The 26,226-nt window shown below is 34.9% G+C and carries 19 protein-coding genes and 1 pseudogene; 4 read left to right on the forward strand and 16 right to left on the reverse strand.

The window, feature by feature from the left end; all coding sequences use genetic code 11:
* Positions 1 to 2 precede the first annotated feature (2 nt).
* The 8 genes and pseudogenes from H4K35_RS06515 to H4K35_RS06555 all read right to left on the reverse strand — a co-directional run bounded on the left by H4K35_RS06515 (position 3) and on the right by H4K35_RS06555 (position 13,503).
* Complete coding sequence (locus H4K35_RS06515; RefSeq protein ID WP_182626581.1) at positions 3 to 575, reverse strand: HutD family protein; 573 nt, start codon at positions 573 to 575, stop codon at positions 3 to 5.
* A gap of 50 nt (positions 576 to 625) precedes the next feature.
* On the reverse strand, positions 626 to 2,830 hold the full coding sequence (locus H4K35_RS06520) for a peptidase domain-containing ABC transporter (protein ID WP_182626582.1): 2,205 nt from the start codon (positions 2,828 to 2,830) through the stop codon (positions 626 to 628).
* A pseudogene (locus H4K35_RS15895) lies at positions 2,827 to 5,696 on the reverse strand (lantibiotic dehydratase). The gene H4K35_RS06520 and the pseudogene H4K35_RS15895 overlap by 4 nt, the downstream one beginning before the upstream one ends.
* A 246-nt stretch (positions 5,697 to 5,942) precedes the next feature.
* Positions 5,943 to 6,914: an LLM class flavin-dependent oxidoreductase gene (locus H4K35_RS06535; RefSeq protein WP_182626585.1), complete on the reverse strand. Its 972-nt coding sequence runs from the start codon at positions 6,912 to 6,914 to the stop codon at positions 5,943 to 5,945.
* 28 nt (positions 6,915 to 6,942) lie between these two features.
* Entirely contained in the window at positions 6,943 to 8,112 is a 1,170-nt protein-coding gene (locus tag H4K35_RS06540; RefSeq protein ID WP_182626586.1) for a lanthionine synthetase LanC family protein, read from the reverse strand.
* A 58-nt stretch (positions 8,113 to 8,170) separates the two neighbouring features.
* Complete coding sequence (locus H4K35_RS06545; protein WP_182626587.1) at positions 8,171 to 8,338, reverse strand: class I lanthipeptide; 168 nt, start codon at positions 8,336 to 8,338, stop codon at positions 8,171 to 8,173.
* 78 nt (positions 8,339 to 8,416) lie between these two features.
* A complete protein-coding gene (locus tag H4K35_RS15900; RefSeq protein WP_182626588.1) occupies positions 8,417 to 10,768 on the reverse strand; it encodes a TonB-dependent receptor in 2,352 nt (783 codons plus the stop codon).
* Between the two features lie 347 nt (positions 10,769 to 11,115).
* Positions 11,116 to 13,503 (reverse strand): TonB-dependent receptor, encoded by a 2,388-nt coding sequence (locus H4K35_RS06555; RefSeq protein WP_182626589.1) that lies wholly within the window; start codon positions 13,501 to 13,503, stop codon positions 11,116 to 11,118.
* Positions 13,504 to 13,770: 267 nt separating this feature from the next.
* On the opposite strand from H4K35_RS06555, the gene H4K35_RS06560 reads away from it, so the two are divergent.
* Entirely contained in the window at positions 13,771 to 14,502 is a 732-nt protein-coding gene (locus H4K35_RS06560; RefSeq protein ID WP_182626590.1) for a helix-turn-helix transcriptional regulator, read from the forward strand.
* 96 nt (positions 14,503 to 14,598) lie between these two features.
* On the opposite strand, the gene H4K35_RS06565 is transcribed toward H4K35_RS06560, so the two are convergent.
* On the reverse strand, positions 14,599 to 15,417 hold the full coding sequence (locus H4K35_RS06565; RefSeq protein ID WP_182626591.1) for a helix-turn-helix transcriptional regulator: 819 nt from the start codon (positions 15,415 to 15,417) through the stop codon (positions 14,599 to 14,601).
* 206 nt (positions 15,418 to 15,623) lie between these two features.
* On the opposite strand from H4K35_RS06565, the gene H4K35_RS06570 reads away from it, so the two are divergent.
* Positions 15,624 to 17,150 (forward strand): hypothetical protein, encoded by a 1,527-nt coding sequence (locus H4K35_RS06570; RefSeq protein WP_182626592.1) that lies wholly within the window; start codon positions 15,624 to 15,626, stop codon positions 17,148 to 17,150.
* A gap of 164 nt (positions 17,151 to 17,314) precedes the next feature.
* On the opposite strand, the gene H4K35_RS06575 is transcribed toward H4K35_RS06570, so the two are convergent.
* On the reverse strand, positions 17,315 to 18,283 hold the full coding sequence (locus H4K35_RS06575; RefSeq protein WP_182626708.1) for an aminodeoxychorismate synthase component I: 969 nt from the start codon (positions 18,281 to 18,283) through the stop codon (positions 17,315 to 17,317).
* 39 nt (positions 18,284 to 18,322) lie between these two features.
* Here H4K35_RS06575 and H4K35_RS06580 point away from each other — a divergent pair, with 39 nt between their 5' ends.
* Entirely contained in the window at positions 18,323 to 18,901 is a 579-nt protein-coding gene (locus tag H4K35_RS06580) for an aminodeoxychorismate/anthranilate synthase component II (RefSeq protein WP_182626593.1), read from the forward strand.
* A 145-nt stretch (positions 18,902 to 19,046) separates the two neighbouring features.
* Positions 19,047 to 20,456: a multidrug transporter subunit MdtD gene (gene mdtD, locus H4K35_RS06585; RefSeq protein WP_182626594.1), complete on the forward strand. Its 1,410-nt coding sequence runs from the start codon at positions 19,047 to 19,049 to the stop codon at positions 20,454 to 20,456.
* Positions 20,457 to 20,532: 76 nt separating this feature from the next.
* Here mdtD and H4K35_RS06590 read toward each other — a convergent pair whose 3' ends face one another.
* The 6 genes from H4K35_RS06590 to msrA all read right to left on the reverse strand — a co-directional run bounded on the left by H4K35_RS06590 (position 20,533) and on the right by msrA (position 26,216).
* Positions 20,533 to 22,800, reverse strand: a complete 2,268-nt coding sequence (locus H4K35_RS06590) for a cation:proton antiporter (protein WP_182626595.1) — start codon at positions 22,798 to 22,800, stop codon at positions 20,533 to 20,535.
* Between the two features lie 116 nt (positions 22,801 to 22,916).
* Positions 22,917 to 23,627, reverse strand: a complete 711-nt coding sequence (locus H4K35_RS06595; protein ID WP_182626596.1) for a LytTR family DNA-binding domain-containing protein — start codon at positions 23,625 to 23,627, stop codon at positions 22,917 to 22,919.
* Entirely contained in the window at positions 23,593 to 24,333 is a 741-nt protein-coding gene (locus H4K35_RS06600; RefSeq protein WP_182626597.1) for a sensor histidine kinase, read from the reverse strand. The genes H4K35_RS06595 and H4K35_RS06600 overlap by 35 nt, the downstream gene beginning before the upstream one ends.
* Before the next feature lie 523 nt (positions 24,334 to 24,856).
* Positions 24,857 to 25,270, reverse strand: coding sequence for a hypothetical protein (locus H4K35_RS06605; protein ID WP_182626598.1), 414 nt, complete (start codon positions 25,268 to 25,270; stop codon positions 24,857 to 24,859).
* A gap of 110 nt (positions 25,271 to 25,380) precedes the next feature.
* A complete protein-coding gene (locus H4K35_RS06610) occupies positions 25,381 to 25,677 on the reverse strand; it encodes a hypothetical protein (protein ID WP_182626599.1) in 297 nt (98 codons plus the stop codon).
* Between the two features lie 8 nt (positions 25,678 to 25,685).
* Positions 25,686 to 26,216, reverse strand: coding sequence for a peptide-methionine (S)-S-oxide reductase MsrA (msrA, locus tag H4K35_RS06615; RefSeq protein WP_182626600.1), 531 nt, complete (start codon positions 26,214 to 26,216; stop codon positions 25,686 to 25,688).
* Positions 26,217 to 26,226: the final 10 nt, after the last annotated feature.

The raw sequence follows: 26,226 nt of genomic DNA on the forward strand, positions 1-26,226 counted from the left end.
TTTTATTGTTTCTCTTTTTTTCTTTCCTCCATAGACCAATATCCTACAATTAATTGTTGGTGAAATTCAATGTCTATAGTCTTTTTGTTTGGGTTATTCAACAGTAAACAATCCCAAGGATGTAGCTGAAAGGATTGGCTATTCACGACCACTTCAGCTTCTTGGAGTGCAAATAGAAACACAAAGGGTTGTTCCGTTTGAAAAGGTTGATATCGAACTTCGACTACCTCATCGACAATCCGTTCATTCAACATGAGATTGAAATCTGTTCCTTGTGTAAAGGAAGTTATAGATGCTGTGGATGGAAAAGTAAAGAGCTGGTGTTTTGTATAGGTTTGATCTTTTCCCTCTTGTGTTAGCTGGAGATTGCCATCTAGCATTGCCAAATAGCGACGATAGCCTTTAAATTGGGTAAACACAGACGGAATAGCTTCGATGGTTGCACTGCTAATGCGAAAATCAAACGCTCGATCGGCATATACTGCCCCTGGGGGATATATAGCGTATTCACGGGTTTCTCCCCCAGACCAACGACTTACGGCTACATTTTCTTTTCGGATTACATCAATTTTCATAGGTAAAATGTCCTTAGCATTAAATGCTAAAATTACTACCTTTTTTTGGCTTAGGAACTCCCTAATTCTAGTTGATTTTTAATTAGGTTGTAATACGCTCCTCTTTTTGTCACTAGGGTTTGATGATTCCCCTCTTCGATACATTGCCCCTGTTTTAGTACGATGATATGATCGGCTTGTTTAACAGTGGACAAACGATGGGCTATGATTAATACAGTTTTTCCTTTAAAAAAAGCTTGTAAATTGTCGTGAATTACCTTCTCATTTTCAGCGTCTAAAGCGGAAGTTGCTTCATCAAAAAAGAGATAGGGTGGATTTTTATAGACCGCACGTGCAATTAGAATCCGTTGTTTTTGTCCACCTGAAATACCATTCCCTGCTGCTCCAATTTTGGTATTGTATCCCAGGGGCAAAGTATTAATAAATGATTCAATATTAGCTATTTGAGCAGCATAAGACAACTTCACCTCGTTTATCACTGTATCACTTGTAGCTATATTTCGCGCAATGGTATCTGAAAAAATATAACCGTCTTGCATGACCACACCACAATTTTCTCTGATACTTTTTGGTGATAAGGCTGTACTCACCTCATTATTGTAATAGAGGGAGCCCTCACATGGGTCATAAAATCGCAAGAGGAGTTTCATTAGGGTTGTTTTACCACTTCCACTTGCCCCTACGATGGCAGTTACTTTTCCTTGAGGAAAAAATAACGTAATATCCTTCAATATATATGGAGATTGAGGTCCTTCATACTGAAAAGAAAGGTTTTTTAAAAATATGCCATGTTTCTCTTCCTTTCTCTCTTTTGCTTTTGGTATACTTAGTGGTTTTAATCCTTCTTGTTCTTCTATCGGATGTTGCTGCACTTCATTTAGTCGCGTTAAACTCAATTTCGCATCTTGAAGGGATCGAAAAAAGGAAATCAGTTGATTGATGGGGCTATTCAGTTGACCGATGATATAAGAAACGCTGAGTAAAGATCCTAAAGACATTGTCTGATGAACCACTAAATATGCAGCAAGAAAAGTTACAACAATATTCTTTAACTGATTGATAAATTCAAAACCAGATAGTTGTACTTGATCTACTTTTAAAATTCGTTTATTGATAACAAAAAGTTTTTGTTGTATTTCTTCCCATTCGATTCGCTTACTTTCCTCTAATTGGTTTAATTTCATTTCTGAAACTCCATTAATAATTTCATAAATTGCTTCTTGATTCTCGCTGCGTTGTTCAAAACGAAAATAATCGAGTATTTTTCTCTTTCGCATCCAATACAAAGACCAACCAATCGAGACTGCAGTAAACGCAATATATAGGATTACTATTTGAACATCGTAATACCATAATACTCCAAAGAAAACAGAAAAGGTAAACATGGAAAAAACAGTCAATAAACTATCTGACGTCAGAAATTGTTCAATTCTCTCATGATCTTGAATGCGATGATTAAAATCCCCCATCAATTTGGTATCAAAAAACTTAATAGGCAATTGCAATAATTTCTTTAAAAAATTGGAAATAATTTGGATGTTTATTTTGGTTCCCATGATCAACATAATCCAATTTCTTCCTATACTAAATACAATATTGCCCAAAAAAAAGGCTAGCTGAGCCATCAACACATACGTGATTACGGATAAGTTCGCTTTGTTGACTCCTTCATCAATAAGTTTTTGGGTCAGTATGGGAAAAACTAAGGTAGTTAATGTACCTAAAAAAAGTAAGGTAAATAACTGTAGTACTTGCTTGCGATAAGGGTTCAAATACTGCCAAACATAGGCAAGTGTTTGTTTCTCTTGTTTTGAAACTTTTTGTTCCTGAAATCTTTCCGTTGGATGAATAAACAAAGCAATTCCCTTTTCACCTTCTGCCAACCAAGCTTGTTTAAATTTGTCAACTGACAGGGAAATCAACCCATAACCTGGATCTGCAATTTTATATTTTTTCTGGTTGGAGAATAAAGTAGTTGAAATTTTATAAAGAACAACAAAGTGATTTTGATTCCAATGTAAAATACAAGGTAAAAGGGCTTGCTCCAAGTGATTTATATCGATTTTCACCGCCTTGGTTTCCAACCCTATTTTATCCGCTGCCATGCTAATACCCAATAAAGAAACACCTTCTCTGCTAATAAAACACTGTTCTCGTATATATTGAATATTCACTTTCTTTCCATAATGCCCAGCAATCATGGCTAAACAGGCTGGACCGCAATCCATTTGATCGTGTTGAGGGGTGAAGTTCATGGGTTATATTTTGTTAACGCTATTTTCATTTTATAGTAATCAGCTAACAATCCATAAAGAACCAATTCATGCATTCTTTGATTTGCACTAATTATTCTATTAATATGCATATGGATAAAACTAAAAATTAGCTTTTTTCGCTCACTCATATTTAAATCCTTAATATCTTGTTTATGGTTTGACAGAAAAGTATTATTATTTTCATCTATAATGTTGAAATAATTACTATAATCACTAAATACAATTTCGTCATTCAAAAAATCTACAATTTGTATCTTGTATTTACGATATTTCATATCTATTTGTCTTTTTGTTGTTTTCTTTAATTTAAATTCCTTTTGAAATACTTTGTCAAATAACACATAATTCCTTGTTTTTCTAGAAGTGAGAATTCAAATAGGTCTAAATATCTGTCAATACATCTTAATGAAAACAACCATAATAAATTTCCTATATTATCTTCTTTAGTCTTAGATATTAACTGCAGTATTAATCTACTATCGTAGTAAAAAAAACTTTCAGCCAAATCAATTGATTCCCAATTATATCGTTCCAATTCTCTCTCATAAGTTGACAAGTCAATTTTCCATATTTGGTTACTATCTAAAAAATTTTTTATGAAAAAATTAAACCTATCTATGACTTGTTGAATATTATTACTAAACTTTTCATTTAACTCAAATCGAATTCTAATATGAAAATCAGTATCTCTATATTTTAAAAAAAACCATTTTTTGATTATTTTTTTTTGACACAAATCATCAACTAAAGGAGAAATACTTTTAACTAACACTTCTTCTGCAATTCGCACACTGACATAAATTTTATAATATAACCAAGACGAGCCAGGAACGAAACCTGATACTCTACTAACTTTATCAATTTTACGCTTAAGATGATACATAGTTTCTTTGTAATCTAAATTAACAAATGGAATAACAAGTTCATTATCATATTGCTCATTATCTAGATCATATAGACACTCAACTAATGTAATTACTGAAGTCTTCTTTAAATCTTCTAATATTAGATTTAAAAGGTTACTATTTTCAATATCAATTAATAATTTATTATCCCCTTTTTGCAAATATACATATCTAGGTATTTTCTTTTGTTTCAAATAATTATAGACTAATTTTAAATGATTAGACTTTTCATTTTTTAAAAATAAATCATCCTTATAAATATACCATGTTGCCAAAGACAACACGATTTCTTTACCAAAAATAATTCTTGGTCTATAATCAAAAAATTTAGTATTTAACTTTCCTAAATTCAAAGACAAACCTTTAGAATTATTTTGGTATTGTAAATCACATAAAAACTGATAAACAGGCAATGAATTATAATGATAATTATGTACAGAAGTATGAAATACATTTATTTCCTTGTTCAAAGTTTTACTTCTTAATACAATTTGATTGTCTCTAACTGATATGTATATGTCGTCCAATGATATTTTTTTTATATTCTTGGTTGATTTAGTCAAGAGAGTTAACTCATGTAACCGATTGACCTTTCGCATAATAATGTTAGCACTATCTTCCCCTGGTACATGCAATAATTCTACTTGAATTACATTTTCACTCTCGTTTTCAATGTCTACAACTTTAGCAACATGTTTAGCAATCTCAAGATCTGTATGAGAAAATCTCGAAAGCAAGTTTAGACAACTAGCCCCTCCAACACTATCTATAATGATATGCTTAGAAGTTTTATTAATCATTACTGAAAAAGTCTTAGAAAGTAAAGTGTCTTTTGGGTCTAGAAAAGATAAATCCTCTTCATTAAGATCTATTTCATTTATTGTTGATTTCTGAAATTTTCTCATCCAAAATAAATGAACTTTTTTATCGAAATAAATTTTTTCAATTTTATCTTCTTCTTTATTCCAGTCCAAATCATCTATTAATTCCGAATAATAATTATTCTCAACTCTATCTTGTAAATACCCGATTCCCAATTCATTATCTAAAGCCACCAATAGCGGAATTTCTTTATCTTCATATCGACGCAAAAAAGAAGCTTTAAATTCTCCTAGTAGACTAATTTCATTATCTTCTTCCTCTAAATTTCGAGAAAAAAGATTTAAAATCTCTATTGCTTTTTTAATTTTACAAATGTCACTATCTGTTAAAATTTCAATTTTATTTGTTTTCTTGGTAACTACATTTACTAATCTAGTAAACTTATACGGAACATTTATTTCGTTTAGTAAATAACAAATTTTCTTATATTCATCAGTGCTATTGCCTACTTTTTTATCAATATTTGATAACAATACATTTATTTTTTTCAGTTGGTTAAAATATATATTCAACTCATTACAACTCTCAAATTGATTCAAATTACTATCATAAAAATAAATTATTTGACTCAATGCATCCTCACCATTATTTAAACAAATTTCCAAGTTACTTACTAAAATCTGAGCATCAATTAAACTATTAATATAAGACAAAGCCTCGTTTTCACTAATTCCTTCTACATACCTATAAAGAATATAAGTAATTTCTTCAATAGATAATTCTTGTTTAATATACTCAAATAATTTATCCAAAATTTCAGAATACTCTACAGAAACTAGTACATAACTTCTATCTTCTTTATCAGATAGAATCTCAATATATCTATAAGATTGCCCTACTTTATAAATTGTATCATTAAGAGAGTACTTACAATTCCTTCTAATAACAGTATTAGCATTGAGGTATCGAATAATAGCAAATACACTATACAACCCCAATGAAGTATAACGCTGAATATCAATTAATTCATTTTCATTTTTTGAACTATTATTAGCTATTTGTGTTGTTGAATAATTCGAAAATAGACCAAAAGGAGTACTTCTCGTAGAAATTCTAATATAATTTTCAGAATAGAAATATTAATCTTCCTTCTTTTGACATTTCCAATAGGATACTTTTCAATTGACGTTTCCCATTCAGAATATAATTCCATTGAAGCAATAAATAATGCTTCTTTAAATATTTGATCATTCCATAAAGTACTAATAAACTCGTCCAAGTTATTTTCATTATTCGGAATCATCTTAAACTTATCAAAAGAGTACAAAGGAGATCTTACAAAAAAGAAATTTATGTATTTCAATTTATTCATAATTCGTTTCTTTTAATAGATTAAAAACTTTACTTATCTTTTTAATATTATTAACTTTTTCTTCATTACTAGGTGCAGTATCGTAAATAATAAACTCGCTAATTTCGAACTCATTCAAATAGTTAACCAATCTACTGTAAAGTGAATCAGGAGTACATGGTATCACAATAAAACTTTGACTTCCATCGTTCTTACTAAAATCATCCATGATTTCATGCCATTCACTTAGAGCCTCTTCCATAGTATTTTTTAAGATTATCGCTAAGGAAATTGCTATTTCTGGATAATAATTATGTCTTTTAAAAAAAGCAGATCTAAAATTTATAATATCTTCCTTATTAAAAGGCAAATTATCAATGTCTTGATTGAAATTATGAAAAATAGAAATGCAATAATTAGTCTTATATTGCACTGCATCCACATAATTTTTGAAAGATGTAGTTAAATACCACAATTCAGGTTTCAAGCCAGCATATGGAGGAATTAGAATATTAAAATTATTCAGATTAAACTCTTCATTTTCAATCAAATCAGATATTCGAGCTAAATTTTCTCTAAAAAATAGAATACTATTATTAGTGTTTAAATTTCTATTTATCATATAATTTGTTTCCATACTTTCTGCAACTCCCTTAGATAATCCTAAGCTAATTCGTCCATTAAACAAATTATTTAATAATTTATAATTTGTAACAACTACATAAGGTGAGTGTAAACTAATTGCAGTTCCCGCAGAACCAATTCTAATATCATCAGTCATTCCTGCTAATAATCCAATCAAAACATCTGGTACCGTAAAAGGATGACTTTTAAAATGATAATAATGATGCTCTGCTAACCAAAATCTATAAAACCCAAGTTTTTCGGCTATGACTACATATTCAATTATTTCCTCTATACTAGTCAATGCATCAACATTTTCTCTGTAGCCTAAGTCTATAAGTCCAAGTCTAATTCTCTTCATTTTCTATAATATTTTATTTAAGGACATCTCAAAGTTCATAATTCAAAAAACTTAAATAATCTTCTGTTTCATGGTTACACATAAGAGCTATCCCCACCCCTATAAGGCCTTGTGAAAAACTTAATTGTACGTAGTTATCCTTAAAATAATATGAATTAAATCCCAACCATGTTTTTTCGCTATGATAAAATTTTAAAGTTTCTTCAAACCAGTAGTTACGCGCAATTAAAAACTTTGGTAGTTTAACCTCATTATAAATAAGAGAGAAAAAGGAATACAGACCAGAGGTACCATATAAAAGACTTGCATCAACAATTTTATTCCTATTTTTAATGTTATACCTCAGTAAATTTTCCAAAACCTGCATCCCATGTGTTTTAAAACCATTATCATTGAAAATATTTCCTGCTTTAATTAAAACATATGCTATTCCTGCATCCCCATAATTTAAATTATTATATCCTAAGTCTCCCTCTTCATGAGCATTAATAGGAAATAAGTTTATCGATTTATTATTTCTTTGTGACATTAGAAATAATAAACTCCTATCTATGATCTTTTTACATTGTTTTCTATTAATTCCAATTAAGTATAAATTGATTAAAAATGAAATAACTCCTGTTACACCATGCACCAATCCCAATTCTACAGTTGGTCTTTCAGCATCTCTGAAACAAAACTCCCAATAGGTAAATTTTCCTTTATAAATTGCCTGATTCCTAATTTCATTTAAAATCATAAATAAAATTGAGTTACGTCTTTTACTAAATTTTCTATTTATAAAATAATTCCCTGCTTTTAATAAGCCTACTACATTATCCAGATTGTTTTCTTTTATTTTATCTCTAACAAAGCACATAATGTAATCATCTAAAATGGATAAATTATTTTCTAAATCATGATTATTAATAATACCTTTTTTATTTAGAAATATTAAGTATAGCCCAAATTCAATTATTTCAATATGTGAAGCATAACTAATATAGTTTCCCTCTATTTGTACGATAGCTTTTTCTAAATAAAGTATAATCCTATCAAAAGAGTTTGAATCCTTAGCATACTTATAGTGATAATAATAAAACAGTGACAATCCTAATAATCCCAGAGAGACACCTATATATTTAATATCTAAAACATGATCTAAAATCTCTCGTTCTATTTCACTTACTATACGGTCAACTATATCCTTTTGCAACATACTAATACATGGAGTGGTTAACACATTGTGTTGGTTAACCACTCCTTTTTTTAAAAAATTAATTTCCTGGTTTCTGTGTTTTGTTACACGAATTCGTAGCCGTGTCCTTACACGATGCAAATGCTGCTGCTCTACCACCTTTTATACCACTCATCTGCTCTTCCTGCAACTTGCTAATCATTTCTTTCTTAATTAGAAGTACCTTTGTTAACTTAATTGTTTTCATATCTTGTATTTTTTAAATTATTAAGTTATCTTTTAAAGTCATAAAACTTTTTATTGGACTCTACTTGCAAGTATTTTTCTAGATTCTATTTTGTTCTGCTTCATTTCCAAAATCTCGTTTGGTTGTTTTGAGTAAACTATTCCCAAATTTGTAGTTTAGAGAAAATCGAAAACTTCTTGAATCTTCATAGTTTCTATTTGTTGTTTTCACTTGATTAAAATATCCTGTTGCCAACACTCGTTCACCGCTAAAAATATCATTGCCTTGAATACTGATTGTCATATTTTTATCCAATAACAAAAATTTGATTCCCACACTTAAACTTGAACTAGAAGAGATGGAATACAAATCAGAAATTCCCGGAAAAGAAAACCAATAGTTCAAACTAAAAAGGATTGTATTTGACTTATTTAATACAAAATTATTCACAGTAGAAAAAGTTGTATTAAACCCTGTTTTGCTTTCCTCCGCATTGTCAACCAATGACTTTGCCTTACTATAATTGCTGTCTAAAGTCAAAATACTATTCCACCAATTCCATTTATTAAAAGAATAAGACTCCGAAATTCCAACAGAAAACAGATCATAATAATTCATTGGCCGATAGTGTTCACTTGTTGAAGCAACATCAATAATCTTTAGTTGTCCAAAACCATTCGTTGTCTTTGTTACATAAAATGTATGAATCCAACTTTGATTTTGAGAATAAGACAGTTCTATATTATCTGAATAGGAAGGATTTAAAAAAGGATTTCCTTCGCCATAGGAATAAGGATTACTGAAAATTTTAAAAGGATTCAGCTCTTCGTAATTTGGGCGATTAATCCGCTTACTATAATTTAATGATAGTGCACCACTTTCTTTAAGTTTATAAATAAGATACACCGTTGGAAAGAATCTCACATATTGATCTCTATTCAGATGATTGGATTCCCTTGATTTTCCAATAGTTTGTGTTACTTCCATTCTCAAACCTGCTTGTAGTTGCCATTGATCATTTAATTTTGTATTTCCAGAGAAATAAAGAGCCTGATTATTTTCTATAAGGGAAAAAAAATTCGTTTCCAAAGAATCATAAATGAGTGTCTCTTTATTCTCATTACTCAATTTAATTTGATTATCTGTCGCAGTTTGATATATTTTACCACCAAAACTTAAATGGGTCCAAGAAAAAGGTAGTTCAATGTCAAATTTTAAACTATAATTTTTAATACCTATAGTATTCGTATTAAAACCTGAGAATTTAGTTCCACATGTGAACGGCATGGTCTCCTTACCTTTGTATACTCTTAATTCATTGCTTTCATAATTGAAATAGTCTAAATCAATAGACATTTTAGTTCCGCTTGCATCGAACTGATATAGGTTATGCCAATTCAAAGAATTAATACTTGGTTTACTCTTCCAATCAGAATCTGACTGAATTTGTCCTTGTACAATATCGCTATCCATGTATTCTATGTTAGTCAATGATCTTTGATTAATCCTTATATTATCAATGACCCCCATGTATTGAATTCCACTAGACCATCGTGTATTAATAGCATAATCAATTGCCATACGGATATTGAGGTATTCATTATCAATGTCTCTAGGAGCTTTCTTATTCCACATTTCAGTCGGATATGAAAAAGAACTCATATCTAACATCCGTTTTCGAAGTTTACCACTATTTACAGACGATTGTAATGACCATTTATTTTTATTATAATTGAATCCTCCTAAAATAGATATACTTGTATGTGTATTCTGTAGGTAAGAGGATCCCATCAGTGCATTCCAACTATCTCTTTTAGTCTTTTTTAACTGAATATTTATCAATCCACTATTACCTTGAGAAGCGTATTTAGCTGGCGGCGTTCCTATCACTTCAATACTCTTAATATTATCTGCAGGTATAGTTCGTAAATAATTAATCAAATCATCTTCTGAAAGTTCAATCATTTTGTCATCTATCATAATAGCCATAGCGCTTTTTCCAATCATTGTCACCTTGTCGTTCTGAATTCGCACACTCGGCGTTATTCTCAAAGCATCTAAAGCATCACCCCCACTTGCTGAAACTGAATTTTCAACGTTAAACACCAAGCGATCCACCTTGCGTTCTATCAGCTTCTTCTTGGCTTGAATCAAAATACTATCCAACAGAACCGTTTGATCTATTGTAATCTTTCCCATATCTACATCCTGAGTAAGTTGAATATCACGACTGTACTTTTGTACACCAAATTCAGCTAAGCCTAAAACATAAGAACCCTTAGCGGCTTCTAAAGTAAAATATCCCAGACTATCTGTATACGTATGAGGCATTGTAGATTGCCAATCATTGTGGAGATAAACATCCATAAATTCAACGGGTTGACTTTGGGCATTAACCACTTGTCCCTGCACTCGAAACGACTGTCCATAACTCCCATGACAACAAAACACCAAGCACAGAAGAAGATAAGAAGATATGTTATACATAATAGAAATATTTTTGTTCTTCATAGATAATAATCAAACAACAATTAACTGATTACCAATCACTTAATTAATACATCTAAAATACATAAGAGGTTTTATTCAGTCGCTACCCTCACGGGTAGTTTTTTGAAAGAGACGAAAAAATTACACCTAGGGTTAGTTTTGAACTTGTTTTAGTATCATTTAGCGCAAAAGTATTTGCGCTAGAATATGAAAATGTGTACACTTTAAGTCCAACAGCTTCTTTACTAATTGGTTTAGTTTCATCATTATAGAAAAAAAATAGTTAGATCCTCTTTCAACATTTGCACTTAATTCGCTCTACTCCTTTCCTCTTCATTACTTATTTGTTGTTGGTTTAACTTTATATTTTTGTTCCCAAACGAATAAGACACTGAGAATCGGACATACTGTGTGTCATAATATTGTTTGAAAGTTTGAAATACATTTTGAGTAGTATTCGAAAGTAACATGCGATCTGTACCCAAAATATTATTGGCATTTACTACACACTGTAGTTTTTTATCGAATAGCAAAAGCTTAATCCCTGCTGATACATTAGCATTAGCACTCATTCGATTTCCCGCATATTTGGAGGCAAAATCTTGTTCATAACTAATTTCAGCGGTTAGTGTTTTGGCAGCATTGAGGGTCAAACTACTCGTACTCATAAAATAAGCACCCCAACCGCTATACTTCGGTTTTAGGTATATGGTATGTATATTTGTTTCCGTGTAAAAAGTATTGAACTCCAATGTAGTGGTCCACCAGGGGAATACATCTATACTGGTATAAAGGTTTAGGTTGGCAATATGAGCGGAATAGTAATTTAGGCGAACGAATTTCTGAAAATTGTGCTCCTCATTGTGAATGGTTAATTGACCAAATCCATTGGTTGTATGGGTATAAGACAAAGTCGTAGAGAGTTTTTTGTTATAAGAATGAGACAATTCGACATTCGTATTGAACGCTGGCTGTAAAAAAGGATTTCCTTCTTCATAAGACGTCGTATTGAGATACCATCGAGCGGGATTCAAATTTCCATAAGGAGGACGTGTTATTCGCTTGCTATATTTCAACGTAACATCATGATTACTGCTTAGTTGATAGAAAACATACACGGTGGGGAATAATTTGCTATATTTATTCCTATGGGTCTGATTCATACTAAACGAATCGCCTTTATTTTGAGTCGCCTCAGCGCGTAACCCTACCTTTACTTGCCATTTTTCTCCCCATGATTTAGTACCCGAAAAATAGAGTGCTTGTGTATTTTCTCGATACATAAATTGATCTTCTTGCTGATTGAGAGGCTGTAGATCCTCAGCCAGGCTAATAGCAAGAGTGCTATTCGTTTTAGTCAAACTCAGTTTTGCGCCAAATTCTAAGGTTGCCCAAGTATAGGGAAGTTCAAAATCAAGTTGCGTCGCCCAATTTTCAATCCGTTGTGTACTGTTATTGTTTAACAAAGTTGTACTAACTAACTCATCATCCCCCTTTCGTTTTTCAGCTGTTTGTTTGCTCTCTTTATCAAAAGAATACACGAAATAATCGGCATCTAAGGTATACTTTTTACCCAACGTATCTATTTGAGTAACCAAAGATGCCGAAAAAGCATGATTGTTATTCTTATTTGATGTTTGACTAACGGAGGGCAATCTGTTTAGTAAACTCCCATTTTCTTGTTGGTAAATCAACGTATTTCCCTCTTCATCGACTTCTGGTGTTGCGCTATTCCCCATATATTGCACACTTATTTTTCGCTTATCACTGATGGCATATCCCATATTAACTATACTTGACAAACCATTGTAGTGTACTCGATTATAAACTGTATTCTTCCAATAAGCCGTTGGATAGTAATACTGTATGTCATTGGTGTAAATTGTCTTATTTTGTAGCTTGGAAACATCGACTAAAAAGCTCCATTTTCCTTTTTGATAGTTGAAATTATTTCCAAAAGAAAACAAAGGATAGGTTCCTTGGGTATACGACGTTCTACTTGTGTTACTCCAGCTGTCCAACGTTGATTTTTTCAACTTTATATTAATCAATCCTCCTTCCCCTTCTGCACTATATTTGGCAGGAGGAACTGTTAGTACTTCAATACTTTTAATATTATCACTAGCAATTCCTTTTAAAAATTGGATTAACTCCTCGCCAGAAAGAGCAATAGTCTTGTCATCCACCAATATCGTTACATTTGATTTACCAGCTAAAGCTATATTATCGTTCTGAATTCGCACACTCGGCGTTATTCTCAAAGCATCTAAAGCATCCCCACCACTTGCTGAAACCGAATTTTCAACGTTAAACACCAAGTGATCCACCTTGCGTTCTATCAGCTTTTTCTTGGCTTGAATCAAAATACTATCCAACAGAACCGTTTGATCTATTGTAATCTTTCCCATATCTACATCCTGAGTAAGTTGAATATCACGACTGTACTTTTGTACACCAAATTCAGCTAAGCCTAAAACATAAGAACCCTTAGCTGCTTCTAAAGTAAAATATCCCAGACTATCTGTATACGTATGAGGCATTGTAGATTGCCAATCATTGTGGAGATAAACATCCATAAATTCAACAGGTTGACTTTGGGCATTAACCACTTGTCCCTGCACTCGAAACGACTGTCCATAACTCCCGTGACAACAAAACACCAAGCACAGAAGAAGATAAGAAGATATGTTATACATAATAGAAATATTTTTGTTCTTCACAGATAATAATCAAACAACAATTAGCTGATTACCAATCATTTAATTAACACATCTAAAATACATAAGAGGTTTTATTCAGTCGCTACCCTCACGGGTAGTTTTTTGAAAGAGACAAAAAAATACGCATAGGGTTAGTTTTCGCCTTTCAATATTCGAATAGTGATTACCCATTGCTTATAACAATGAAACAACCTGTTTATAGAATCCCACATTACTATTATTTTTAAACCCAAAATCCTTTTTATGAGCAATCAACATGACCACACAGAGAAGCGACAAGAAGGTCTAGACCTCCCTTCTATTGAGATTATACAAGCGTTAACTAGCATGACCTATAAAAGCATCTACATTTTAAATCACGAGAAAAGAAAATTTGAGTATATATCCGACAACCCTATTTTTTTAGCCGGGCATAGTGTTCAAGAAGTACACGCCATGGGGTTTGATTTTTACACACGATGTGTGCCTGAAAAAGAACAGGAGTTGTTAGGTCAAGTATGCAAAGTGGGTTTTGCCTTTTTTAATACACTGTCGGCTGAATACAAAAAAGACTATACGTTGTCGTGTGACTTTCACCTTATACATCAACACATTCCAAACCTATTGATCAGACAGGAAATTACTCCTTTGCAGCTAAGCTCGACAGGAAGATTGTCTAAGTCCATTTGTATGGCCTCGCTTTCTACGGCACAAGAAGCAGGAAATATAGCCGTTTATACGAAAACGCGTACACATTGTTGGAAGTTTAATGCACAACAACAGTGTTGGGAACTTGAGAAAAGCCCCTGCTTTACTCCTAAGGAGCTAAGTGTATTATATGCTTCTATTCAAGGGTTTACGGTTCAAGAAATAGCTGATTTGCTCTATCTTGCTCCAGATACAATTAAATTTCACCGCAGAAAGATTATGGAGAAATGTCAAGTCAATACCCTAGCACAGGCTATTCGCTATGTGATTGTAAACAAACTGCTGTAGTCCTCCTTCCTTCCACTATTAACAAAGGATTGCTTTGGGTCTTGCCACCTACAAAACACAAACGGCGTTCGCGTTTTGTACGACAGCAGACTGCGCTTAAAAAAAGCGTTTGATTACGTGGAAAATTTGGAGGACTTCTTCGAGGGGATATTCCATAACCCCATAGTTGACATTGCGACTTGACAATTGCAACAACCCTGTATTCTCACTGTAATTCGTAATATCTTTATGTAAAATATGATCCTTTGTCACTAGGATAAATCCATACTTCGTTGGCTTAAATCCCCCTTGCCACAAATCTTTATTGATCTCTCTAGCGAGTACTTCTGCTCCATCTGGAGTGTCTTCAATATTACCTCCATTCATGGTATCTCCACTAATCTCAAAGGCTTGATAGTAGCCCAACTCAAAATAATCAATGCTAAAATCTACACTAGCAAAGTGTGATCGCAACGCAGTGGCATCCGAAAAACTGCTGATATAGGTGTTATGAGAGGAAAACGGGACTTTAAAAACTTCAATGTTCATTTTACCTCCTTGGTAAAACACAAAAGTATTGCCGCGTTTGTTGTATAAAAATTCGGGAATTTCACTTTTTGAACAATAGGTGGCATCGTTTTCCATCAGTAAATTAATCCCTCTGAAATGCCCCTTGAGCACCTCTTCCTGCACAATTTTTGGCTGAGATAGAAACAAACTCCCTTCCCCGTTGAGCAACCACTTACGATTTAATATGGGAGCAAAAGTCACAAGCCTATTGATAAAACTTGTGCTAATATTTACTCTTCCGTTGATGATCTGAGAAAATGAAGACTTTTTATACCCTAATTTATGAGCTAAATCGGTATGGTTTTTAGCCAATCCTTCAAAAACCAACCATTTGATTGCTTCATTGATACGCTGAATTTTATCCATATATAAAGAATTTAATAAAAATATACGAACTGTATATGTAATAATTTAGGAAAACCAAAAACATTGTTCGTAACTTTGTTTTTATATCTAAAAGACAAAAATAAATAAAAAACAACAAAGAATACACATTATAAGTACCAATTACGCAATAAAATCAAAATTTACTTATAAATATTAAAATTTCAAATATTTTAAAATTCGTTATTATGAAGTCAAATCTACATTTTCAATCAGCCCTCGTATTTTCCTCCGATTTACTACAAAAAGTGAACAATTGCATCAGTGAAAATCACTGTTACACGATTTGGTTTGGTCCTATTTGGGATTCGAAACAGCTACATGCCCTTTGGATGTATGTTCCCAATAAAACAAAAGCAGGCATTCACTTTCCGCCCGCTTATGTCAATACGCTTTACAAAGCGCACAACGTTTTGATTGTTCTACTCGATGAACAAGATCTAAACGTCCATCGCACTATGGGGAATACCCTATTCAAAACAAGTCTATCTCAAGATCGCCTACTTTATCAGTGTCAAGACCGCCCTTTTCCGCCTCTGTTATTTCATCCTATGGATTCGTTTATTGGGCTTTATCGCGAAAAACAAGCCTTGTTAACGTCCTACTGTCAGGATTTTGTGGCTTCTAAAATAAATGGGAGCACACTCGCTTATTTCAAAGCACTAGAGTACAACTTTGAAGTATTAGAACTCCTGCTAATTGGGGTGAAAAATACAGCGGATACCTTTACTAAACGCCTGCTACTCCTCGAGCGAATCCTCCCCCAAATGCAAACGCTTTTTGTAAAGCGCCACAGTCAAACCTATTATCTCTTAGAGGATTTGACCTTACTCAGTCAGGCTACTCAGGACATGACCTGGGGTTCTGCTCTAAAAAAAGTACAGAAAAAACTACAGCAAATTGTAGAAGAGGTTCTCGCTGAAATCGATCGAAAAACAGCCTTGGTCACTCCCAAAAAAAGCAGTAAAAAGAAACAGAACGACTCCTTTAAATACAAAGAAAAGCTACTGCCTCTTCTCGATACTCATGAAGTTGAAGAGATTTATCAGTTCCACCAAACGCTATACATTCATCAGAATAAACAAGTGAAGCACTATTACTTGCTTGCTATAACGCATAAAAAACCTTCCAAAGCGCTGTATCAGTGCATCAAAGAAGTGGCAAGGAAAGATGAAGGGGTTCACTTTACGATTCTTGCTCATACGCGTTGCTATATACAGGATAACGTTGATTTTTTCGCCTCTTTTTTTAAAGGAATACTAAAATCCAAAAACCGCGTGTATTCCAACGGATATTACCCTCAAATTCACTGGCATAAAAGTACCGTAATCGGCAATAAATTAGCTGCTTTTAAGCAAAAGATCCTCACAGATAAAACCTATGCCCTCCTATCACCGGATTGGGCAAGCTCAACGAGTGAAACCTTTATCAGCACCTCTCAGTTACACAAATACTTCGTGCTAAAGTTTCAGCTGTATATCTTACATCACCTGCGTTATTTACCAAAAACCAAACACCTAACTACGTTGTTGCACTTGGCACTTTATGCACAAAACAAAGAAGCCGCCACCCTACACCTACAGTTCAAGCAGCTGTATCCATTGCTATTTGATTATACAGCGGATCACAAGGAAGAAAAAAAATACAATTTGGTACTCGATCAAAACACCGCAAAACAACTACAACAATTCTTTACCACCCTCGAAGTGCATTGACTAGAAATAGTGCAAAATTCTACGCTTATCCCCATCCATTTCGTCTGTCTTCTAAAAGGAGCCTATAAGCTCCTTTTCTTTATGCTCGATTTTTTCTTTTCGCTTTACCGTAGGAAACAGAAAGGAAATATAACGATGTTCTTCCCCTTGAGCGGTTGAACGCCCTATAGGGGGATGTATATTTTTTGCATTATTTCTGCATATTCTTTTTGGGCCTCACTGCCAAAAGTAATTCCTCCACCGCTCTTGTAGTACAACTGCTGTCCTTGTTGTTCAATAAAGCGGATCATAACAGCTGTATCCAGAGCATCTCCCGTGAACAATCCACAAACACCCGTATAATAATTACGGGCATATCCTTCTACCTCCTCGATAATTTGAACTGTTTTCTCTTTGGGAGATCCCGTGATAGATCCTGCAGGCAACAACTCGCTGAGTATATGACCCAGCCTGTCCTGCCACCCTTGTTGAAGATCCCCGCTAATTTGTGAGCTCATTTGCCACAACTCTCCTTTAGATGTCTTTAATTTATCGAGGTAGCGAAAGCGATCAACCTGTACCTTTTTAGCTACTCGGTTTAAATCGTTGCGAATGAGATCGACAATAGTATAGTGCTCTGCCGTTTCCTTTTCGTCTTGTAGCAGCTGCTCTTCAGCTTGAGGAAGTGAAGCGTCAATCGTGCCCTTCATCGGGAAGGAATATATTCGATTTTCTTTAATTTGAACGAATGTTTCGGGTGAAAAACAAACCAATTGATCTTTTATCCACAATTTGTATTTTGCTTTACTCGCGTGAAAAACATCGCTTAATGTTCCTTCAAGTGTAATTGGCGTTGACACAGTTAGGTTAAGTAAATACGTATTTCCCTTTTGTATTTGATGCATCACACGGTCAAATTTTTGCTGATAGGTAGCAAATGCAAGGGGTTGGGAGTGCAACAAAGGCTGAACTGACTCAGCAGGCTTATCGCTATTGGTTTGATTGTTAAATTGATAACGTATTTCTTCGGCATCCAATTCATCGAGGGGAATTACTTGACCGTGTTCTCCTTTGTAATCGACAAAAAATAAAAAGGGTTTTCTTGCCTTGCCCAATTCATTCATACTCGAGATAATTGTATCTTTGATGCCCATGTTTAATGCTAAAGTGAAGGCCAAAAATACAAATTGTTTATGAGCCAAAAGAAGGAAATTATAATTATCGACAATCGGGATTCATTTACCTACAATTTGTATCAACTATTTGATGAACACCCACTTTGTTCGGTTACTGTGGTTTATAGTGATCAGGTCAAGCTCGACGATTTAGCGCGCTACGATCAATTGGTGCTATCTCCTGGTCCCGATGTGCCACGAGCCTATCCAATTTTATTCGATATTTTGGCGCGTTATGAAGATCATAAACCCATTTTAGGGGTGTGTTTGGGACATCAGGCTATTGGCGAATATTACGGGGCAACCCTCTACAATGTGGAACAAGTATTTCACGGTCAGGCACGTTCATTAGAGCTGGTTACCCCTGATCTACTCTTTCAAAACATAGCTGACAAAACCCAAGTCGGATTATACCACTCCTGGGCACTAGCACAGTGCGATTTTCCGAAAGAACTTTTGATTACCGCAGTAAGTAGCGATAATGTGCTGATGGCATTCAGACATCAAACCAAAAATATCAGGGGAATTCAATTTCACCCTGAGTCTTATATCACCACAGCAGGAAGGCAAATGATCGCCAACTGGATTGAACAATAAACTAACTACTTCCCTTATTTAAACGTTCGAAAACGCAATACAATGCACTTCATTTTGGCTCACAATCATAAATGTTATGCCAAAATATTGTGAAGCTAAATGTAAAATGGTACATTCATTTTTTAAATAGAAACGCAATTTTTACATGGAAGCAGGAATAATACAAGACCCAAAAGTCCAAAAATATCTCCCCTATCTCGGTGCTTTAGCCATATTTATGCAGGCATTAGATGGGACAATCCTCAATACAGGTCTTCCTTCAATTGCCAAAAGCTTAGGTGAATCTCCCTTGGAGATGCAGAGTATCATTGTATCTTATACCTTGACGGTTGCATTGCTAATTCCGTTGAGTGGTTGGTTAGCCGATCGCTATGGTACCAAGCGCATTTTTATTCTTGCCGTGGCACTATTTTCTTTAGGTTCTCTCTTTTGCGCCTTATCTAATACTTTAAATGAATTGATTTTTGCCCGTATATTTCAAGCAATTGGAGGTTCAATGATGGTGCCTGTTGCGCGTTTAACCTTGCTTTACGCCTACCCCAAAGATCAACTGCTCAAGATTATCAATTTCATTACGATCCCCGCCTTAATCGGTCCTATGTTAGGTCCTACTGCTGGAGGTTTTCTCGTGGAAAAATTGTCTTGGCACTGGATCTTCCTCATCAATTTACCCGTTGGTATTATTGCTATTTTGATGGCTCGAAGGATTATCCCCAATTTTACCAATAAGGTGGAGCGCTTCGACCTCATTGGTTGGATCTTATTTAGCGGTGGCCTAACTATGCTTACCTTGGTTATTGAACGATGGAATTCTCCTCGCCTTGGGCCAATTCAACTGATCGTCCTCTTTGTGCTCGCCCTGCTGCTAATCGTTGCCTATATCTGGTATGCCAAAAAGTGTACGCATCCTTTAATCAAGCTCGACTTGTTTAAAATTAAAACGTTGAATATTGGGCTTATCGGAAATCTAGTAACGCGTTTTGGTATCGGTGGTATGCCGCTGATGATTCCTCTGCTCTTGCAACTTGGCTTTGGCTACTCTGCTTTTTACGCAGGGTTAATGATGATTCCTCAAGCTTTATCTAACTTGATATCGAGGAATTTTGTCGTGCCCATTGTCAAGCGCTTTGGCTACAAAAAGACGTTGGTATTCAACACCATTGCCACGGGAATCCTCATCAGCCTATTTTTCTTTGTCAATGAACATACGCCTTTTTTCATTATCATCCTCTTGATGATCTGCAACGGAGCCTTTAATGCGGTACAATTCACCTCTATGAATACCATCTCCTTGGCAGATCTAGATCACACTACCTCTAGTGATGCCAATAGCTTACTTTCTGTAACACAGCAATTAGCCATCAGTTTGGGTATTTCCATCTCAGCTATGTTCTTGCAACTCTTCCGAAATAGTGCTCTTGATACCCCTGAGCATCCAACAGCCGTATTCAATTATACGTTTTTGGTCATGGGCGCATTAACGATCTTATCGAGTGTTGTATTTATGAAACTCAATAAAAATGACGGGGCAAGTTTATCGGGACCCCAAGAATGAACTGGGTCAAAAAATAAACCTCAAGCCAAGGGCTTGAGGTTTCAGCAAATTAATATAAAACAACATAACTAATTAGTTATAAGGATTGCATCAGAAGCATAGAAGGCGCGTGATTTAACCAGATACTTCTCGTTTCAACCAACTTCTTCCAACTGTCTAAAGTGATGAGCATCAAATCAAATTCTTCAATAAATTCCTTAGATACCACCTTACTGCTTACAATGCGAATATGATTGGGCTTGTATTGTTCAATTAGCCTTATGTTTTCTTTAAATTCAGTGTGGTTCTCCAACTCCCCTGTAGCATCTAAAATGGACACTTGCACTTCATTATTGCGAATCATTTTTTGTGCATAGGACAACAATTTTAAATCTCCTTTGCTAAAAATAGGCAAGAATACGTGATCCATTTTTTCAAAATCTTTGTTGATTAAGATTCCCAATGGCACTTTAGTTCGGTTCATGATCTGTTGCGTACGGGCGTTAAACCACGAATTTTCAAACAATTTCTCCCGTCCTGTTACCTTGTTCAACAACACATCGGGATTTATTATTCGCGTGGTAAACCCCAAAATATTTCCGAGTACTGAACCGCGGTATATCGAATATCCCATTTCAATCAACAGTAAATCACAGGTTTCTTGATGTACCAGGTTTACCACATCACTTTCAATGTCGTTGGACACTTTGTAATACGTTTGTACTTCTTGGTCCATTTCGGTGGACTGCTCTTGTACCGCCTCAAAGATGTCTTCCTCGTAATCTTGGGTATTAAACGAGTTGAGTTCCTCACTATCAATCATATGCATCGCAGTAATACGTGTATCTGCACTAGATTTTCCCGTGAAGGCATTGGCTAGCTTCATCAATGGCGCCAAACTCAACTTATTTTCAAAGAACAAAAACACTTGGTATTTTCCTATCACCACGCCTTTGTGTTGAGGCTCATCGCCTAATGGTCCAAACACTTTGGCAATTAGATCCAAAAGAGGACCTGTCATAAAGGTGGTTGCTAGTGCCATAATGACCATCATAGCAAATACTTCGCCAGTCATTACGCCTAAGTCAAACCCTATATTTAGCACAATCAGCTCCATTAAACCACGGGTATTCATCAAGGCGCCAATGGTCAAACTATCCCGCCAATTTATGCCGACAAACTTTGCCGTGATCGCGCTACCGACAAACTTTCCTACAGTGGCAACTAAAATGATTAAACCAGTAATTTTCCACAAATACGGTTCGTTGAGCAATCCAATCTCTGTGCGCAATCCTGTATAGACGAAGAATAAGGGCAAGAATAGTACAACAGCAACATCTTCTACTTTTTCGATAAATATGGTTCTAAATTTCATATTATCAGGCATGATGGCTCCCGTCATAAAAGCACCGAATAAAGCGTGAATCCCAATTACTTCTGTACAATAAGCAGAAATAATTAAAGTCAGCAAAAAGATAGCTACGGTTCCCTTGGTCAGTATTTTACTACTTCCTTGATATTTTGCAATGCGCGCCAAGAAAGGACGAACGAGCTTAAGCATCACAATTACGTATATAATAGCCAGTCCGATGATATAAAGTGAACTTACAAAACTACCTGCTTGTACAATCGCAATGACAGCGGCCAAAATACACCAAGCAGTAATATCATCTGCTGCAGCACAGGTAATAACAATCGTGCCTATTTTGGTCTTTTGTAGGCCTCGTTCTTGTACAATACGCGCCAGTACGGGAAAGGCGGTAATACTCATGGAGATACCTAGAAATAAGCCAAAGGAGAGAAAGTCTATACCGTCAGGAGCAAAAGATTCGAAAATGTAGTAGGCTAAAGCCATTCCCAAGGCAAAGGGGATGACAATACTTGCGTGACTAATTAAAACTGCATCATGCGCTTTGTTTTTGAGTATTTTGAGGTCTAGTTCCATTCCGATGACAAACATGAAGAGAATTAAACCGATCTGGCTTAAAAAGCTCAAATTACCCAACGACTGAACGGGGAACATCACCTCGGAAAACTCCGGAAAATACGTTCCTACTAGAGAGGGTCCTAAGGCAATACCAGCGATAATTTCACCAATCACAGCTGGTTGTCCAATTTTTTTACAAATCCATCCAAAAATACGCGCCACCAATACAATGGTCACAATTTGTGCTAAAAGTAAGGCTAACGGGCTTTCAAGGTTGTGAACTAAGGTTTTTATAAAGTTTTCCCAGGCTGTACTTTCGGAAACAATCGCTTTTGTACCTACTTCTAATTTTGATCCTTGGGTGACAACCCAATAAATTAGTGCCGTACATCCACCGATAATAGCGACATAAAGGAGGGAATTCCTATATTTTGACATAATGGTTGAGGTTTATTATTTCGAAGACAAAAGTCTACATAGTATAAACATCAAACCTCTCTACTGGGTTGAAAACAAGCTTTCTTGTAATGAAACGCTAAATTCTTGTAATGAAATTAAATCTTGTCCAAGAAATCGGTCTTAAAGGTCACCCCTAAGGTGAGTTCGAGCGGTTTTCCTTGCTCGGTTAAAAGCTGGGTGGTAATGAGATCATGCCCAAAGAAACGCACAATTTTAAGGGCAATAATTTCGCGTTTATTAATGCGACAAAACTTGGCTGCGGGTAAAACTTCCACCAGTTTATCCAGGGATATATTCTTTGCAATTAGCTGTTGATCTCCCTCGAGAAAGATCTCCTTATCACGTCCATCACTTTCACAGGTCTTGATATAAAGAATATCCTCAAATTGCAAGATAGCCTTACCCTTGTTAGAATTAATCGTTAAAGACGCATTGAATTCCACAGGTTTCAACTGACGCATAGCCTTTTGTACTGCACGCTGTAGACGCTCCTTCTTAATGGGCTTGGCGATATAGTCAATGGCGTCTACCTCAAAGGCTTCCAAGGCATATTCCTTATAAGCAGTGACAAAAATCACCCCTTTATTGGTCAATAGTTGAGCCACACTTAACCCGTCCATCCCCGGCATATTAATATCGAGAATAGCCACATCAAAATCTAAAGTAGGAGCTTCTTCTACAAAAGAAACAGGATCATCAAACACTTTAACAACCTCTATCTCAGCAATTTGCTCACATAGCATCTTTAAGTATTTCAGTCCTAATAACTCATCATCTAAGAGTATACATTTTAGTTTTGAATTCATTCAAATTAATTTTTAGATGCATAGAATGCACTTGGTCATCTTCTGATTTTTCTAATTTATAGTATGGACCATATATCAAATGTAGGCGTTCGCGCAAGGCGGAAAGTCCATACCCTCCTTTTTCTTTTCGCAGTGATCCTTTGGAGGATTTCTTATTGGAAACCACTAAATCAAACTGCCCTTTTTTTAATTTAAACAAAATGGAAATAAAAGCATCATTTCCTGTTAAATCTGCGTGTTTAAATGCGTTTTCAATAAGTTCGACACAAATTAATGGGGCAACTAAATCTTCGGTATACAGCACTTCTACTTCGCCTATATTTGAGCGAACATCCAAACGAAACAACGGATTGAGCTTAATCTTGTTGATGTCAATCAAACGCATTGCAAATTCGTGCTCTTCTTTGAGTGTAACGAGTTTGCGCTGGCTATCGTATAAGATATAATCCAAAACTCCCGCCATCTTATCCAGGGCGTAATACGTTTGATAAGCATGGGATTGAATGGAATTTAAAATGTTCTTAAACAAGTGTGGATCCAATCTCGATTCCAAATTTTCTAATTGTAAATACCTCAATTTGGTGTCAAATAATTCTTTTTCCTTCTCAAAAGCAACGCGTTGTTTGTTGTAATTGAGTAAAAAATACAACAGAATGCCAATCACGGCTAACAGGAGAACAATGATGAATAGATACAAATATTCCATAACCTTGTTTTAGTAGAGCTTTCGGTTTTTAGGTGCTTTCAGCTTTGGCCTTCCTTCACAGTTGGTAGGTTTACCTACACTTTGATTGAACAAAAGGAGAATCAACAGGTGGCTATCCCTTTCGTTTAACAACAAACAAATGTACGGCTTTATTGGTAAATTACGCTCTTATCTCAGGAGTAAAAAAGGATCAATGCTATAGTAGAGAACAGGATGATAAACAAGAACCGTACAGCTATATCAGGACGAGACAAAGTATCAGACCAGATTTCTAAGTAGTGAGTCCATAGTGAGTCCATAATGCGTCCATAGTGTGTCTATTAAAACAAGGCTTTTTAATAGATACACTATGGACGCAGCATACATGGACTACGCTGTTATATAAAAGAAAACGAAGAGCAAGGTTAGGGCAACCTCCTTGATTACAACCCGTGAACAGGCTTTTATACCAAACAAAGAGGGTGCCCTTTTGGGACACCCTCTTTTTCGGAAGTACACTGTTGTACTTTATACGTATATTGGTTTAAAAATCAATTTTAGCGATCTTAAACTCGTCTCCTCTTTTAATTAGTTTGAATTTTTCAACTGTAGTCTTTTTTTCGTATTGAACGTCATATTCAAATTCAAATTCTTTAATTTTTTCTTTTTTGTTCTCCTCCGTCATATCTCCTTCTTTAAAAACAGCTTTTACTATGTGTCCTAGCTCGCCTTCACGTTGTTTCAACTTTGTAAAAAACGCTTCTTCTGTTGTCGTTTTAAAGAAATCCTCATCTAAATATTGCTTCAAATCATCATACTTTTCTTCTCCTAAATTATAATAGTACCATCCTATTAATGTCTTTCCTGCATTCTCATCCCCCAAAGCCCTACTGTTTTTTGTTTCTTTACAACTAACAAATAAGAAAATGCTACAAATAATCACAATTAAGTTTCTCATAAAATATGGTTTATAGTTAATCAATCCTTTTTCACTTCTTCCTCATCTAAAGAAAGCACTTTAAAGTTAAGAAAAATTTATGATTTTAACAAAATAAAAAACACTATTTATTAGAAACTTTTCTTCTGAAAGTAATAGGTGTATACCCAAGTTAAGGTAAAGGTTGGAATAATATCTATTCCTGGAGCAAGTTCCTCAATAAAATTGACGATAGCCCCTACTTTTCCGATTTTTCCTGGGTACATTTTCGCTAGAATAAAAGCGGAGATGGGCGCCCAAATCAGGTCCGTAAATTCACCTATTCCCGGCAACAAATAACTCGCCATTCCAAGGAGGTCAAGGAATAAACCTGTAATAAGTTGTCTTCTTTTGATTTGACTAGCGCGCACTTGTTCTTCTTGGGTCATGTAGTGTATTATTTGAGTTTGGCTGAGTACTTCTGTTCAAATTTATCAACCTTTGGTTTTACAACCAGCTGGCAATACGGATTCTCTGTCCCTTTGCGTTCAAAGTAATTCTTGTGGTAATCTTCGGCAACGTAAAAGGTTGAAGCAGGACTCACGCGGGTCACAATCGGTTGATCAAATACTTTTTCGTCCCTCAAAATTCCAATATACTCCTCTGCTGCTTGCTTTTGGGCCTCATCGAGGTAGAAAATCTCACTTCTGTATTGCGTACCTACATCCTCCCCTTGTCGGTTTAATGTGGTCGGATTATGTGTCGCAAAAAAGATCTCCAACAATTCTGTATAACTTACTTCATTGTCATTATAGGTAATTTCTATCGCCTCAGCATGTCCAGTCTCCCCCGTACACACTTGCTCATAGGTTGGGTTTTCATTTTTGCCGCCAATATATCCAGGTAATACTGCTGTGACGCCTTTTAAACGCTTAAATACGGCTTCTGTACACCAGAAACAACCGCCAGCTACTATTGCTTTTTTCATCTACTTTTTA

Origin of the sequence: Myroides sp. NP-2, from assembly GCF_014145665.1 — a bacterium.
Classification (GTDB): Bacteria; Bacteroidota; Bacteroidia; order Flavobacteriales; family Flavobacteriaceae; genus Flavobacterium.